This is a genomic window from Pseudomonas sp. KK4, from assembly GCF_001984065.1.
In the GTDB taxonomy this organism is placed as follows: domain Bacteria; phylum Pseudomonadota; class Gammaproteobacteria; order Pseudomonadales; family Pseudomonadaceae; genus Aquipseudomonas.
Window position 1 is genome coordinate 1 of record NZ_LYVP01000015.1, and the last position, 14,714, is coordinate 14,714.

General features: G+C 62.1%; 11 protein-coding genes. 6 read left to right on the forward strand and 5 right to left on the reverse strand.

Going from position 1 to position 14,714, the window contains the following annotated elements:
• Positions 1 to 8: 8 nt before the first annotated feature.
• From pabB to B0W55_RS08000, 4 genes are all read right to left on the reverse strand, one after another.
• Positions 9 to 1,346: an aminodeoxychorismate synthase component I gene (pabB, locus tag B0W55_RS07985; RefSeq protein ID WP_077045470.1), complete on the reverse strand. Its 1,338-nt coding sequence runs from the start codon at positions 1,344 to 1,346 to the stop codon at positions 9 to 11.
• Positions 1,347 to 1,619: 273 nt separating this feature from the next.
• Positions 1,620 to 2,606, reverse strand: a complete 987-nt coding sequence (locus tag B0W55_RS07990) for an alpha-L-glutamate ligase-like protein (protein WP_077045471.1) — start codon at positions 2,604 to 2,606, stop codon at positions 1,620 to 1,622.
• On the reverse strand, positions 2,606 to 4,141 hold the full coding sequence (locus B0W55_RS07995; RefSeq protein ID WP_077045472.1) for an inactive transglutaminase family protein: 1,536 nt from the start codon (positions 4,139 to 4,141) through the stop codon (positions 2,606 to 2,608). Before B0W55_RS07995 ends, B0W55_RS07990 begins: the two co-directional genes overlap by 1 nt.
• 5 nt (positions 4,142 to 4,146) lie before the next feature.
• Positions 4,147 to 4,683 (reverse strand): ATP-dependent zinc protease, encoded by a 537-nt coding sequence (locus tag B0W55_RS08000; protein WP_077045473.1) that lies wholly within the window; start codon positions 4,681 to 4,683, stop codon positions 4,147 to 4,149.
• Positions 4,684 to 4,985: 302 nt separating this feature from the next.
• Between B0W55_RS08000 and B0W55_RS08005 the strand changes: the two genes are divergently transcribed.
• The 6 genes from B0W55_RS08005 to prpD all read left to right on the forward strand — a co-directional run bounded on the left by B0W55_RS08005 (position 4,986) and on the right by prpD (position 13,605).
• The gene (locus B0W55_RS08005; RefSeq protein WP_175645480.1) at positions 4,986 to 5,705 is read left to right on the forward strand and encodes a GntR family transcriptional regulator; all 720 of its coding nucleotides are present in this window, start codon (positions 4,986 to 4,988) and stop codon (positions 5,703 to 5,705) included.
• The gene (gene prpB / locus B0W55_RS08010; RefSeq protein WP_077045475.1) at positions 5,702 to 6,592 is read left to right on the forward strand and encodes a methylisocitrate lyase; all 891 of its coding nucleotides are present in this window, start codon (positions 5,702 to 5,704) and stop codon (positions 6,590 to 6,592) included. Before B0W55_RS08005 ends, prpB begins: the two co-directional genes overlap by 4 nt.
• A 156-nt stretch (positions 6,593 to 6,748) precedes the next feature.
• Positions 6,749 to 7,876 carry a 2-methylcitrate synthase gene (gene prpC, locus B0W55_RS08015; protein WP_077045476.1) on the forward strand — a complete coding sequence of 376 codons (1,128 nt, stop codon included), beginning with the start codon at positions 6,749 to 6,751 and terminating at the stop codon, positions 7,874 to 7,876.
• 207 nt (positions 7,877 to 8,083) lie between these two features.
• Complete coding sequence (acnD, locus tag B0W55_RS08020) at positions 8,084 to 10,678, forward strand: Fe/S-dependent 2-methylisocitrate dehydratase AcnD (protein WP_077045477.1); 2,595 nt, start codon at positions 8,084 to 8,086, stop codon at positions 10,676 to 10,678.
• Positions 10,679 to 10,733: 55 nt separating this feature from the next.
• Positions 10,734 to 11,924, forward strand: coding sequence for a 2-methylaconitate cis-trans isomerase PrpF (gene prpF / locus B0W55_RS08025; protein WP_077045478.1), 1,191 nt, complete (start codon positions 10,734 to 10,736; stop codon positions 11,922 to 11,924).
• A 196-nt stretch (positions 11,925 to 12,120) separates the two neighbouring features.
• Positions 12,121 to 13,605, forward strand: coding sequence for a 2-methylcitrate dehydratase (prpD, locus tag B0W55_RS08030; protein ID WP_077045479.1), 1,485 nt, complete (start codon positions 12,121 to 12,123; stop codon positions 13,603 to 13,605).
• A gap of 132 nt (positions 13,606 to 13,737) precedes the next feature.
• On the opposite strand, the gene B0W55_RS08035 is transcribed toward prpD, so the two are convergent.
• Positions 13,738 to 14,556: a pyruvate, water dikinase regulatory protein gene (locus tag B0W55_RS08035; RefSeq protein WP_077045480.1), complete on the reverse strand. Its 819-nt coding sequence runs from the start codon at positions 14,554 to 14,556 to the stop codon at positions 13,738 to 13,740.
• Positions 14,557 to 14,714: the final 158 nt, after the last annotated feature.

The window sequence follows — 14,714 nt, forward strand, 5'->3', positions numbered from 1 at the left end:
CAAGAAAGCTAGAGGTTCTGAAGGGTTTCGAGGAGGATTCTGACTTTGGTAATCGACTCCTGATACTCCGCCTGCCAGTCCGAATCCGCGACAATCCCGCCACCGCCCCAGCAACACACCTGCCCATCCTTGACCAGCAAGCTGCGAATGGCGATGGAGCTGTCCATCTCGCCGCGCACGTCCAGGTACAGCAACGAACCGCAGTACAAGCCACGTCGGGTGGGTTCCAGCTCGTCGATGATCTGCATGGCGCGAATCTTCGGTGCGCCGGTGATCGAGCCGCCAGGGAAGCTGCCGGCGATCAGGTCAAGGGCGTCCCGGCCATCCGCCAGTTCGCCGGTCACGCTGCTGACCAGGTGATGCACGTTGGGGTAGCTTTCCAGGCTGAACAATTCCGGCACCCGGACTGAACCCGTGCGGCAGGTGCGACCGAGGTCGTTGCGCAGCAGGTCGACGATCATCAGGTTTTCCGCGCGATCCTTGGGGCTGGCCAGCAGTTCGGCGGCGTTCGCCGCGTCTTCGGCAGGCGTCAGGCCACGGGGGCGGGTGCCCTTGATCGGGCGGGTCTCCACCTGGCGTTCGCTGACTTTGACGAAGCGTTCCGGTGACAGGCTCAACACCGCGCCGCCATCGGGCAGGCGCTGGAAACCGGAGAACGGCGTCGGGCAAGCCAGGCGCAACGCGCAATACGCCGCCCATGGATCACCCTGGCAGGGGGCACGGAAGCGCTGGGCGAAGTTGACCTGATAGCAGTCGCCGGCCTGGATGTACTGCTGAATGCGCTCGATTGCCTGGCGATACTGTTCCGCGCTCAGGTCGGCATTCATCGGCGCCTGCAGGGTGAACGGCTCGATCGCGTCAGTGATTGGCTGGCTGAACAGTTGGATCAGGCGCTGGCGCTCGCTGTCCGCCAGTGACGGGTGAAACACCAATTGGCTGCTGGCCCGATGGTGATCGCTGATCAGCGCCCAGTCGTACAGACCGAAGCGCGCATCCGGCAGTTGCAGATCGTCTTGCGCCTGGGTAGGCAGGTGTTCCAGGTGCCGGCCGAAATCGTAGCTCAGGTAGCCGATCAGTCCGCCGGCGAAGGGCAGTTCATCCGAAACGGTCGCTAGGCCAAGGCGCGCCAGATTGTCCCGCAGGCGTTGCAGGAAATCGCTGCCGCTCTCGTCAGGCAGTACCGCCAGTTGCTCGATTGGCCAGGCGCTGAGCAGGTCGAAGCGACCGCGATCGGCGGTCGGCCGGCCGCTGTCGAGCAGCACCGCACCGGGGGCATGGCGGATGGCCGCGAAGTAGTCGGCGGGGTTGGCGCGATAGGGCAGGGGGTGTACGGAACAGGTCAACATGGGCGGGTTGGATCAGCCATCGAGGCGGGGTGGCGATTGTAGTCTCCTGTGGGATTTGGTCCTAGGGGGATGTCGGAAATTGGCAGATTGGAAGCGGCTGCAACCTGTGGCGAGGGAGCTTGCTCCCGCTCGGCTGCGAAGCAGTCGCAATACCCGACGACTCGGTGGTGTTGGCGTGTCTGGGGGGGCTGCTGCGCAGCCCAGCGGGAGCAAGCTCCCTCGCCACGGAAACTGGATGAGTCCACAAGAACGGGAGGCAACTCAAGGCAGGGATCAGCCCTCAACCGGCGGAATATGCCCGAACATCTCCTGCACGAACGCCACGCGCTCTTCAACGGTCTCCGTCACACCGCGTGCCTTCAAATCCTCAAGCCGTGCCTCCACCGCATGGGTACGCAAGGTCAACCCGCAGTCGTTGGCAATCTGGATGTTCAATCCCGGCCGGGCATTGAGTTCAAGAATCAGCGGGCCTTTTTCCTGGTCCAGCACCATGTCCACACCGATGTAACCCAAGCCACACAGCTCATAACACCCGGCGGCGAGTTTCATGAAGCCGTCCCAATAGGGCAGTTGCACGCCGTCCACCGCGTTGGTGGTGTCCGGGTGTTTGGCGATGATGTTGTTCAGCCAGGTGCCGCGCAGGGTCAGGCCGGTGGCGAGGTCGACGCCCACGCCGATGGCGCCCTGGTGCAGGTTGGCCTTGCCGCCGGACTGGCGGGTCGGCAGGCGCAGCATGGCCATCACCGGGTAACCCATCAGCACGATGATGCGGATGTCGGGCACGCCTTCGTAGCTGATGCTCTTGAAGATCTGGTCCGGGGTCACGCGGTATTCGATCAGCGCCCGGTCGCGGTGCCCGCCCAGGGAATAGAGGCCAGTGAGGATGCTGGAGATGTGGTGCTCGATCTCCTCGTGACTGATGATCTTGCCCGACACCGTGCGATAGCGGCCCTCGAAGCGGTCGGCCACGACAATGATGCCGTCACCGCCGGCGCCCTGGGCCGGTTTGATCACGAAGTCGCTGCGTCCGCCGATGATCTCGTCGAGCCTGTCGATTTCCTTCTCGGTGGAAATCACCCCATACAGCTCCGGCACATGGATGCCGGCGGCGATGGCGCGTTCCTTGGTGATGATCTTGTCATCGACGATCGGGTACAGGCTGCGCTTGTTGTACTTGAGCACGTAGTCCGCGTTGCGCCGGTTGATGCCCATGATGCCCCGGGCTTCCAGGGCCTTCCAGGTCTTCCAGAAGCCGAACATCAAGCGTCAGCCTTTTTCAGGAAGGCCTTGAAGCGCACCAGTTCGGTCAGGCGGTAGCCGCGATAGCGCCCCATCGCCAGCATGAAGCCCACCATGATCAGCAGGATCGCCGGGAAGGTGAACACGAAATACACCAGCTCCGGAACGGTCATGATCAGGTGCGCCAGAGAGGCGGCGAACAAGGTACCGATCGCCACTTTCATGGCATGGCTGGCGCCGCGTTCTTCCCAGGTGATCGACAGGCGTTCGATGGTCATGGTCAGGATCACCATCGGGAACAGCGCCACCGACAGGCCGCGCTCCAGGCCCAGCTTGTGGCTGAGCAGGCTGATGGCCGCGATCAGCACCACCACGAAAGTCAGCACCACCGACAGCCTCGGCAGCATTTGCAGCTTCAGGTGCTCGAGGTAGGAGCGCAGCGACAGCCCCAGGGCGGTAATGATGGTGAACAGCACGATGCCGAAGCCCAGCTGGGTTTCGCGGAAGGCCAGGGCGATCAGCACCGGGGTAAAGGTGCCGAGGGTCTGCAGGCCGATCAGGTTGCGCAGGATCAGGATCACCAGCACGCCGATCGGGATCATCACCATGATCATGAAGGTTTGCTGGGTTTGCAGCGGCAAGCCGTACAGCGAGTACTCGAGGAAATTGGCGTCGGTGTTCTCGTCCGTCAGCTTGGCCAGGCGAATGGCGTTCATTTCGCTGTTGTTCATGGTGAAGGTGACGGTGGTCTTCTTGCCGCCATCGACGGTGATCAGGTTCTCATCGCCGGTCCACCACAGCAGGCGGTCGGTGGGCAGGCCCTGCTCACCGGTTTCCGGGTTGAAGTACAGCCAGTCGGTGCCGTTGAAGCTGCGCAGCCACAGTTCCGGGGTTTGCGGCTGATCGGCCACCAGGCGGATGGTGTGGACTTTTTCTACCGGCACGTGGGCGATGGACAGCACCAGTTCGACGATCCGGGCCTTTTGCGAGGTTGATGGATCACCGGCCAGCAGCAGCTTGACGTTGTCGTCGTTGACATTGTTGACACGCTTGATGGCTTCGCCGACGAAGGTCTCGACGTCGGCCGAGTGTTGGCGGATCGGCGCGAGCAGGGCTTCGGCGGCGATTTTTTCCGGGCCTTCGACGGCGATGCTGTCGCGGAAGGTCGGGCCCTTGATCTTGGTTTTTTCCGCGCTGTAGCGTTTGGTCAGCACCAGACGGTAATAAAGCGTCTGGTTGCCCTTGGCCCGGCGTGCCGACCAGGTGACCTTGCGGTTGCCGTCGACGCGGTTGACCGCCACCCCGTAGTTATTGGAGATGAAGCTCTCATTGAGGCTGACGTAGTCGCGGCTCAGCGGCGGCACGAACATCTGAATCTTGACCGGGTCTTTGGCACTGGCGACGAACTCGACCTTGGCGTCGATGTTCCACAAGTCGTCGGTGGCATCTTCGGTCACGGGAATGCCCAGCACGAAGATCTGATAGGCCGTGACTGAAATGCCCAGCACCACCAGGATGGCGATCAGCATTTTCAGATGAAGGGTAAGAGAGCGCATTGGAATTACTCTGCGGTATGAGCGTCGGTGGCGCAGGCGGGTTTGCCGGCAGCGTATTTAAGACTGGGGTCGACCAGCGCATCGAAACGCTTGAGCGCTTCGGAGCCGATCAAAAGCGGGTATTGGAACGCGCTGCGGTCGGTCAGGTTCACTTCTATGCTGCGTAATGCCGAGCCCATGCAGATATCCAGCTCGATCACCGGACGGGCGGTGTACTTCTTGCCTTCTTCCGGGTCGTAGTCGCCGGCACGGCGCTTGATCTTGCTGACCCGGGCCAGCGGCCGTTCGATCGGGTGCGAATGGGCGGCGTCGATCGCCAGATAGAAGCGTACCCAGGATTCGCCATTGCGCTTGAAGCGCTTGATGTCCCGGGCACTCAGGGAGGCGGTCTTGGCCCCGGTATCGAGTTTGGCCGCCACTTCCAGGTCGATGCCCCCCAGCGATGCGTATTCATTGAGGCCATACACAGTCTTTTCCCCCGCCGCTGCGAACCCGGGCAGGCATAGAAAATAAAGGAAGGTGGGGAAGGGCTTGAGTCTCATAAATCCTGGTGCGCAGCGGTCCGTTTTTCGATTCAAGACCCTGGCATTGCTGCGCAAGCTCCTCGTATGCCTATCAGATATTTATGACAGACCGTGCAGATGTGACAAACAAATGCGGGCGGCATTCTAGCACGGTGGTTTTATGGTGCCAGCGCTGCCGGCCGGCCTGATCGTTCTCTCACGGATCATGGAGTGATCAAGCGGTTATTAGACGATTGTCGACAATACCTAATTATCCTTTGACTAACATGGGTTGATTCGCTAGTTTTTGCCGCATCAGCTTTAAAGGTGTCGACAATATGCTGGATCAACTTGATCCCCCCGTCATTGCCCAGGACGATACGGAAACACTTTCCGAGAACGTCTTCCGGCGCATTCAGGCGGCCATCGTCAAGGGCGAGATCGCCCCGGGCAGCAAAATCTCCGAGCCGGAGCTGGCCCGCACCTACGGCATCAGCCGCGGGCCGCTGCGCGAGGCGATCCATCGCCTGGAAGGCCAGCGCCTGCTGGTGCGCGTGCCGCACGTTGGCGCGCGGGTGGTGTCGCTCAATCACGCCGAGCTGATCGAACTCTACGAAATCCGCGAATCCCTCGAAGGCATGGCCTGCCGCCTGGCGGCCGAGCGCATGAGCGTCGAAGAGATCGATGAACTGCGCCGCGTGCTCGAAACCCACGAACGTGATGAAGCGTTCCAGGCCGGTCGCGGCTATTACCAGCAGGAAGGCGATTTCGACTTTCATTACCGGATCATCCAGGGCAGCGGTAACCGCACCCTGACGCAAATGCTCTGCGGCGAGCTCTATCAATTGGTGCGCATGTACCGGATCCAGTTTTCCACCACGCCCAATCGCCCGCACCAGGCCTTTGCCGAACACCACCGAATTCTCGATGCCATCGCCGACCGTGACGGTGAACTGGCCGAGTTGTTGATGCGTCGACACATCGGCGCTTCCAAACGCAACATCGCCCGTCACTACCAGGACGGCGCCAACCCGACAGCCACTGAACGAGGTGAGTCATGAGTTCCAACAAAAGCACCCCAGGCCAGCGTTTCCGCGATGCGGTCGCCAGCGAGCATCCATTGCAAGTGGTCGGCGCGATCAACGCCAACCACGCGCTGCTGGCCAAGCGTGCCGGTTTCAAGGCCATTTACCTGTCCGGTGGCGGGGTGGCTGCAGGTTCCCTCGGTGTGCCGGACCTGGGCATTACCGGCCTGGATGACGTGCTGACCGACGTGCGTCGCATCACCGACGTCTGCGACCTGCCGCTGCTGGTGGACGTGGACACCGGGTTCGGTTCCTCGGCGTTCAACGTGGCGCGTACCGTCAAGTCGATGATCAAGTTCGGCGCGGCGGCGATTCACATCGAAGACCAGGTCGGCGCCAAGCGCTGCGGCCACCGTCCAAATAAGGAAATCGTTTCGCAGCAGGAAATGGTCGATCGCATCAAGGCTGCCGTCGATGCCCGTACCGATGACAGCTTCGTGATCATGGCCCGCACCGACGCCCTGGCGGTGGAAGGCCTGGAGTCTGCGCTGGATCGCGCCGCCGCCTGCATCGAGGCCGGCGCCGACATGGTGTTCCCGGAAGCCATCACCGAGCTTGAGATGTACAAACTGTTCGCCAGCCGCGTGAAAGCGCCGATCCTGGCCAACATCACCGAATTCGGCGCGACCCCGCTGTACACCACCGAGCAGCTCGCTGGAGCGGATGTGTCGCTGGTGCTGTACCCGCTGTCGGCCTTCCGCGCCATGAACAAGGCGGCGGAAAACGTCTACACCGCGATCCGCCGCGACGGCACGCAACAGAACGTCATCGACACCATGCAGACTCGCATGGAGCTTTACGATCGCATCGATTACCACACCTTCGAACAGAAGCTCGATGCGTTGTTTGCCGCGAAGAAGTAACACCCTGTACCTGTAGGCGCGAGCTCGCGATGGACGTCAACGATGACGCGGAAAGCCTGATACCCCGCGGTGTGCCGTCCACCATCGCGAGCAAGCTCGCTCCTACAGAAGAGCAATGAGTTTCCCCTAAAAATTTCAAGAAAACTGGAGACAGCAATGGCCGAAGCAAAAGTACTCAGTGGCGCCGGGCTCCGTGGCCAGGTGGCCGGGCAAACCGCATTGTCCACCGTGGGCCAGTCGGGCGCGGGCCTGACCTATCGCGGCTACGACGTTCGCGAACTGGCGGCTGACGCACAATTCGAAGAAGTCGCTTACCTGCTGCTGTACGGCGAACTGCCGACCAAGGCGCAACTGGCGGCCTACATCACCAAACTGAGCAAGCTGCGCGACCTGCCACAGGCCTTGAAAGAAGTGCTGGAGCGCATCCCCGCCGACGCCCACCCGATGGACGTGATGCGCACCGGCTGCTCGTTCCTGGGCAACCTGGAACCGGAGCTCAACTTCTCCGAGCAGCACGACAAGACCGACCGTCTGCTGGCCGCGTTCCCGGCGATCATGACCTACTGGTATCGCTTCAGCCACGAGGGCAAGCGCATCGACTGCGTGAGCGACGAGCCGTCCATCGGCGGCCACTTCCTGCACTTGCTGCACGGCAAGAAACCGAGCGAGTTGCACGTCAAGGTGATGAACGTTTCGCTGATCCTCTACGCGGAGCACGAATTCAACGCCTCGACCTTCACCGCACGGGTGTGCGCATCGACCCTGTCCGACCTGTATTCCTGCATCACCGCGGCCATCGGTTCGCTGCGCGGCCCGCTGCACGGCGGCGCCAACGAAGCAGCGATGGAAATGATCGAGCGCTTCAGCTCGCCGGAAGAGGCGATCAAGGGCACCCTGGGCATGCTCGAGCGCAAGGACAAGATCATGGGCTTCGGCCACGCGATCTATAAGGACAATGATCCGCGCAACGAGGTGATCAAGGGCTGGTCGAAAAAACTCGCTGACGAAGTGGGCGACAAGGTGCTGTTCCCGGTCTCTGAAGCCATCGACAAGACCATGTGGGAGCAGAAGAAACTGTTCCCGAACGCCGACTTCTACCATGCCTCGGCGTACCACTTCATGGGCATCCCGACCAAGCTGTTCACCCCGATCTTCGTCTGCTCGCGCCTGACCGGCTGGGCCGCCCACGTGTACGAACAACGCGCCAACAACCGCATCATCCGCCCGAGCGCCGAATACACCGGCGTCGAACAGCGCAAGTTCGTGCCAATCGAACAACGCTGAATGGTGGGGGCCTGCCACGCGGGTTGCTGATTGAACCGGAGGCCCATGTGGGAGCGGGCTTGCTCGCGAATACGGACTGACATTCAACATTCATGTCGGCTGATACACCGCTTTCGCGAGCAAGCCCGCTCCCACCTTTGACCGAGTGATTTCCGTGACCAGGTGCCAAGCCCCACCTTTTGAAACTACCGTGACCGAGTCCTGACGATGAACACAGAATTCCGTAAACCGTTGCCCGGCAGCCATCTGGATTACTTCGACGTCCGCGCGGCGGTCGAGGCCATCCAGCCCGGCGCCTACGACACCCTGCCGTACACCTCCCGCGTGCTGGCGGAAAACCTGGTGCGTCGCTGCGACCCGGCCACGCTCACCGAATCGCTCAAGCAATTCATCGAACGCAAGCGCGACCTGGATTTCCCCTGGTTCCCAGCCCGCGTGGTGTGCCACGACATCCTCGGCCAGACCGCGCTGGTGGACCTGGCCGGCCTGCGCGACGCCATCGCCCAGCAGGGCGGTGACCCGGCGCAGGTCAACCCAGTGGTGCCGACGCAACTGATCGTCGACCACTCCCTGGCCGTCGAGCGTGGCGGTTTCGATCCCGAGGCGTTCGAGAAGAACCGCGCCATCGAAGACCGTCGCAACGAAGACCGTTTCCACTTCATCAACTGGACCAAGAAGGCGTTCAAGAACGTCGACGTGATCCCGCCGGGCAACGGCATCATGCACCAGATCAACCTGGAGAAAATGTCTCCGGTGATCCAGGTGCGTGACGGCGTGGCGTTCCCCGACACCTGCGTCGGCACCGACAGCCACACCCCCCACGTCGATGCCTTGGGCGTGATCGCCATTGGCGTCGGCGGCCTGGAAGCCGAGAGCGTGATGCTTGGCCGCGCCTCTTGGATGCGTCTGCCGGAAAGCGTCGGCGTCGAACTGACCGGCAAGCTGCAGCCGGGCATCACCGCCACCGACATGGTGCTGGCGCTGACCGAGTTCCTGCGTAAACAGAAAGTGGTCGGTGCCTGGCTGGAGTTCTTCGGTGAAGGCGCGTCGGCCCTGACCCTGGGCGACCGCGCCACCATCTCCAACATGGCCCCGGAATACGGCGCCACCGCGGCGATGTTCTACATCGACCAGCAGACCATCGACTACCTCAAGCTCACCGGCCGTGAAGACGAGCAGGTGCAGTTGGTCGAGAACTACGCCAAGACCACCGGTCTGTGGGCCGACAGCCTCAAGGGCGCGCAATACGAGCGCGGCCTGACGTTTGACCTGTCTTCGGTGGTGCGCAACATGGCTGGCCCGAGCAACCCGCACGCCCGCGTCGCGGTGTCGGATCTGGCGGCCAAAGGCATCTCCGGCCAGTGGGAAGACGTACCGGGGCAAATGCCCGACGGTGCGGTGATCATCGCCGCCATCACCAGCTGCACCAACACCAGCAACCCGCGCAACGTGATCGCCGCCGGCCTGCTGGCGCGTAACGCCAACAAGCTTGGCCTGACCCGCAAGCCTTGGGTCAAATCGTCCCTGGCGCCGGGCTCGAAAACCGTGGCGCTGTACCTGGACGAAGCCGGCCTGACCAATGAGCTGGAACAGCTCGGTTTCGGCGTGGTGGCCTTCGCCTGCACCACCTGCAACGGCATGTCCGGTGCGCTGGACCCGGTGATCCAGCAAGAGATCATCGACCGTGACCTGTACGCCACGGCAGTGCTGTCCGGCAACCGTAACTTCGACGGGCGGATTCATCCGTACGCCAAACAGGCGTTCCTCGCCTCGCCGCCGCTGGTGGTCGCTTATGCCATCGCCGGCACCATCCGTTTCGATATCGAAAAAGATGTGCTGGGCGTGGTCGATGGCAAGGAAATCCGCCTGAAGGACATCTGGCCGAGCGACGAAGAAATCGACTCGGTGGTGAAGGCTTCGGTGAAGCCGGAGCAGTTCCGTCAGGTCTACATCCCGATGTTCGCCATCCACGAAGACACCGGCCCGAAAGTCGCGCCGCTGTACGACTGGCGCGAAATGAGCACCTACATCCGCCGTCCGCCGTACTGGGAAGGCGCCCTGGCCGGCGCGCGCCCACTCAAGGGCATGCGCCCATTGGCGGTGCTGCCGGACAACATCACCACCGACCACCTGTCGCCGTCCAACGCGATCATGCTCGACAGCGCCGCCGGTGAATACCTGGCGAAAATGGGCCTGCCGGAAGAGGACTTCAACTCCTACGCAACGCACCGTGGCGACCACTTGACCGCGCAGCGCGCCACGTTTGCCAACCCGAAACTGTTCAACGAAATGGTCCAGGAAAACGGCAAGGTCAAGCAGGGCTCGCTGGCTCGTGTGGAGCCGGAAGGCCAGGTCATGCGCATGTGGGAAGCCATCGAGACCTACATGGATCGCAAGCAGCCGCTGATCATCATCGCCGGCGCCGACTACGGTCAGGGCTCGTCCCGCGACTGGGCGGCTAAAGGTGTGCGTCTGGCGGGTGTGGAAGCGATCGCCGCCGAAGGTTTCGAGCGTATCCACCGCACCAACCTGGTGGGCATGGGCGTGTTGCCGCTGGAGTTCAAACCCGGCACCAACCGCCACACCCTGGCCATCGACGGCAGCGAAACCTACGACGTGATCGGCGACCGCACCCCGCGTGCCGAGCTGACGCTGGTGATCCATCGCAAGAACGGCGAACGCGTCGACGTGCCGGTGACCTGCCGCCTCGACACCGCCGAAGAAGTGTCGATCTACGAGGCCGGCGGCGTGTTGCAGCGCTTTGCCCGGGACTTCCTCGAAGAGTCGGCGGTCGCCGTTTAATAACGATGCGCGGGCAGGGGATTTCAAGTCCCTTGCCTGCTTTGAAGGAGGGCAAATGGCTCATCCAGCTCAAATCAAGATTCCCGCCACCTACATGCGCGGCGGCACCAGCAAGGGCGTGTTCTTCAGCCTCAAGGATCTGCCCGAAGCGGCGCAGGTCCCCGGCCCGGCGCGCGATGCGTTGCTGCTGCGGGTGATCGGCAGCCCTGACCCTTACGACAAGCAAATCGACGGCATGGGCGGCGCGACCTCCAGCACCAGCAAAACCGTGATCCTGTCGAAAAGCACCAGGGCCGATCACGACGTCGATTACCTGTTCGGCCAGGTCTCCATCGACAAGCCGTTCGTCGACTGGAGCGGCAACTGCGGCAACCTCTCGGCGGCGGTCGGTTCCTTTGCCGTGAGCAACGGCCTGGTGGACGCCAGCCGCATCCCGCACAACGGCGTGGCCGTGGTGCGCGTGTGGCAGGCCAACATCGGCAAGACCATCATCGCCCACGTACCGATCACCAACGGCGAAGTGCAGGAAACCGGCGATTTCGAACTCGACGGCGTGACCTTCCCGGCTGCCGAAGTGCAACTGGAATTCCTCGACCCGGCCGCGGAAGAAGAGGGTGCGGGCGGTTCGATGTTCCCCACCGGCAACCTGATCGATGAGCTGGAAGTGCCCGGAGTCGGCACCTTCAAGGCGACAATGATCAACGCCGGCATCCCGACGATTTTCGTCAACGCCCAAGACATCGGCTACACCGGCACCGAGCTGCAGGGCGCGATCAACGGCGACCCGAAAGCGCTGCTGATGTTCGAGACCATCCGCGCCTATGGCGCGCTGCGCATGGGCCTGATCGCCCATGTCGACGAAGCGGCCAAGCGCCAGCACACGCCCAAGGTGGCGTTCGTTGCCAAGCCTGCGGACTACGTGGCTTCCAGCGGCAAGGCGATTGCGGCCGGCGATGTCGACCTGCTGGTGCGGGCCTTGTCCATGGGCAAGCTGCACCACGCGATGATGGGCACGGCGGCGGTGGCGATCGGTACCGCGGCGGCGATTTCCGGGACGTTGGTCAACCTCGCGGCCGGCGGTGTCGAGCGCAACGCGGTGCGCTTCGGCCATCCGTCGGGCACCTTGCGTGTCGGCGCCGAGGCCAGCCAGGTCAACGGCGAATGGACCGTGAACAGAGCCATCATGAGTCGTAGCGCGCGGGTGCTGATGGAAGGTTATGTGCGAGTGCCGGGCGACGCCTTCTAAGCCACTGCAGAACCCTGTGGGAGCGGGCTTGCTCGCGAAAGCGGTGTGTCAATCAACACATTCGTTGGATGTGACGCCGCCTTCGCGAGCAAGCCCGCTCCCACAATTGGTCCTTCATTCCAATTAACAATAGTGACCACCGCGATTTGCCTGAACCGAGGTCCCATCAACGAACCACTTCACGAGTGAATCGAACATGAGCGCCAACGTCGACCTGAACAACCGCCCCGACTACGACCCGGTCCTGCAGGACATTGCCGATTACGTCCTCAACTTCAAGATCGAATCGCCCGAAGCCCTCGACACCGCCCGCCACTGCCTGATCGACACCCTCGGTTGCGGCCTGTTGGCGTTGCGCTTTCCTGAATGCACCAAACACCTGGGGCCTCTCGTGGAAGGCACGGTCGTGCCGTTCGGCGCCCGGGTGCCGGGCACTTCGTTTCGGCTGGATCCGGTCAAGGCCGCGTGGGACATCGGCTGCATCGTGCGCTGGCTCGACTACAACGACACCTGGCTCGCCGCGGAATGGGGCCATCCGTCGGATAACCTCGGCGGCATTCTCGCGGTGGCTGACCATTTATCCCAAAAGCGCCTGGCCAACGGCGAAGCGCCGCTGACCGTACGCGCCGTGCTCGAAGCGATGATCATGGCCCACGAAATCCAGGGCGTGATTGCCCTGGAGAACTCGTTCAACCGCGTCGGTCTCGATCACGTGATGCTGGTGAAAGTCGCCTCGACCGCCGTCACCGCCAAACTGATGGGGGCCAACCGCGAGCAGATGCTGTCGGCCTTGTCCCATGCGTTTGCCGATGGTCAGGCGTTGCGCACCTATCGCCATGCGCCGAATGCCGGCTCGCGCAAATCCTGGGCGGCGGGGGACGCGTCCAGCCGTGGCGTGCGCCTGGCGGACATCGCCCTGCGCGGTGAAATGGGCATCCCGGGTGTGCTGAGCGCCAGGCAGTGGGGCTTCTACGACGTGCTGTTCAGCCACACCAACAACGATCTGGCGCTCAAGCCCGACGATAAACGGGCCTTCAGTTTTTCCCGGCCCTACGGCACCTATGTGATGGAAAACGTGCTGTTCAAGATCAGTTTTCCCGCGGAGTTCCACGCGCAAACCGCCTGCGAAGCCGCCGTGACCCTGCACCCGCAAGTGCGCAATCGCCTGCATGACATCGACCGGATCGTCATCACCACCCACGAATCGGCGATCCGCATCATTTCCAAGGTCGGGCCGCTGGCCAATGCCGCCGACCGCGATCACTGCATCCAGTACATGACTGCCGTGCCGCTGGCGTTCGGCAATCTGGTGGCCGAGCAATATGAGGACGACTTCCACAAGGCGCACCCGATCATCGATGTGCTGCGCGAGAAAATGGTCATCGTCGAAGAGCCGCGTTTTACCCGTGAATATCTCGAGGCGGACAAGCGTTCGATCGCCAATGCGGTGCAGGTGTTTTTCAAGGATGGGTCCAGCACCCCGAACGTGGTGGTGGAGTACCCGATCGGCCATCGCCGGCGCCGTGCCGAGGGCATTCCATTGCTGGAGGACAAGTTCAGGGCGAACCTGCTGACACGATTCACCGGGCAGCGCAGCAGCGAGATTTTCGCGCTGTGCAAGGACCAGGCGCGGCTTGAGACCACACCGGTGAATCGGTTTGTGGATTTGTTTGTGATCTGAGGGGGCGCGTTATCGTTCTTCGCGAGCAAGCCCGCTCCCACAGGGGTTTGTTGTGACTGCAAAATCCATGTACACGGGCAAACCTGTGGGAGCGGGCTTGCTCGCGAAGGCGTCAGATCAGACGCCACATAACTACTTGAACCGCCGCTCCACGCCTTTCTCCACAAGGATCTTCGCCGAAATCTCTTCAACGGAAAAATGCGTGGAGTTGATGTTCGGAATGTTCTCGCGGCGGAACAGGTTTTCCACCTCGCGCACTTCGAACTCGCACTGGGCGTAGCTCGAGTAGCGGCTGTTGGGCTTGCGCTCGTTGCGGATCGCGGTGAGGCGGTCGGGGTCGATGGTCAGACCGAACAGCTTGTGCTGATGGGCGCGCAGGGCGCTGGGCAGGGTCAGGCGTTCCATGTCGTCTTCGGTCAGCGGGTAGTTGGCCGCGCGGATGCCGAATTGCATGGCCATGTACAGACAGGTCGGGGTCTTGCCGCAACGCGACACGCCCACCAGGATCAGGTCGGCCTTGTCGTAGTAGTGCGTGCGGGCGCCGTCATCGTTGTCGAGGGCGAAGTTCACCGCCTCGATGCGCTCCATGTAATTGGAGTTGGTGCCGATGGAGTGGGATTTGCCGACGGTGTAGGAAGAATGCTCGGTCAGTTCCTGTTCCAGGGGCGCCAGGAAGGTCGAGAAAATGTCGATCATGAAACCATTGGAAGTCGCGAGGATCTCACGGATGTCCTGATTGACGATGGTGTCGAAGATGATCGGCCGGAAGCCGTCGACTTCGGCGGCCTTGTTGATTTGTTGTACCATGGCCCGCGCTTTGTCCACGCTGTCGATGTAGGGCCGCGTGAATTTGCTGAAGGTAATGTTTTCGAACTGCGCCAGGAGGCTTTGACCCAGGGTTTCGGCTGTGATGCCGGTGCCATCGGAGATAAAGAAAGCAGATCGTTTCATTTGCACCTTGGGCCTTAAGCTAGTGACGATTCTTGGATATGATAGGCGCGATTTGCCGGCCGCCAACGGCCTGCATTCTCACTTATTTTCCAGGTCCAGGCCATACAGCCGGCAAATGCTCCCCCGAGCAGCCGGCTTCTGAGCTTTTCCAACACAGT

Coding starts and splice junctions, on each gene's coding strand:
- acnD (WP_077045477.1), top strand. CDS start 8,084: ATGAACACAGAATTCCGTAAACCGTTGCCCGGCAGCCATCTGGATTAC.
- prpF (WP_077045478.1), top strand. CDS start 10,734: ATGGCTCATCCAGCTCAAATCAAGATTCCCGCCACCTACATGCGCGGC.
- B0W55_RS08035 (WP_077045480.1), bottom strand. CDS start 14,556: ATGAAACGATCTGCTTTCTTTATCTCCGATGGCACCGGCATCACAGCC.
- B0W55_RS07995 (WP_077045472.1), bottom strand. CDS start 4,141: ATGCGCTCTCTTACCCTTCATCTGAAAATGCTGATCGCCATCCTGGTG.
- prpB (WP_077045475.1), top strand. CDS start 5,702: ATGAGTTCCAACAAAAGCACCCCAGGCCAGCGTTTCCGCGATGCGGTC.
- prpD (WP_077045479.1), top strand. CDS start 12,121: ATGAGCGCCAACGTCGACCTGAACAACCGCCCCGACTACGACCCGGTC.
- B0W55_RS07990 (WP_077045471.1), bottom strand. CDS start 2,606: ATGTTCGGCTTCTGGAAGACCTGGAAGGCCCTGGAAGCCCGGGGCATC.
- prpC (WP_077045476.1), top strand. CDS start 6,749: ATGGCCGAAGCAAAAGTACTCAGTGGCGCCGGGCTCCGTGGCCAGGTG.
- pabB (WP_077045470.1), bottom strand. CDS start 1,346: ATGTTGACCTGTTCCGTACACCCCCTGCCCTATCGCGCCAACCCCGCC.
- B0W55_RS08000 (WP_077045473.1), bottom strand. CDS start 4,683: ATGAGACTCAAGCCCTTCCCCACCTTCCTTTATTTTCTATGCCTGCCC.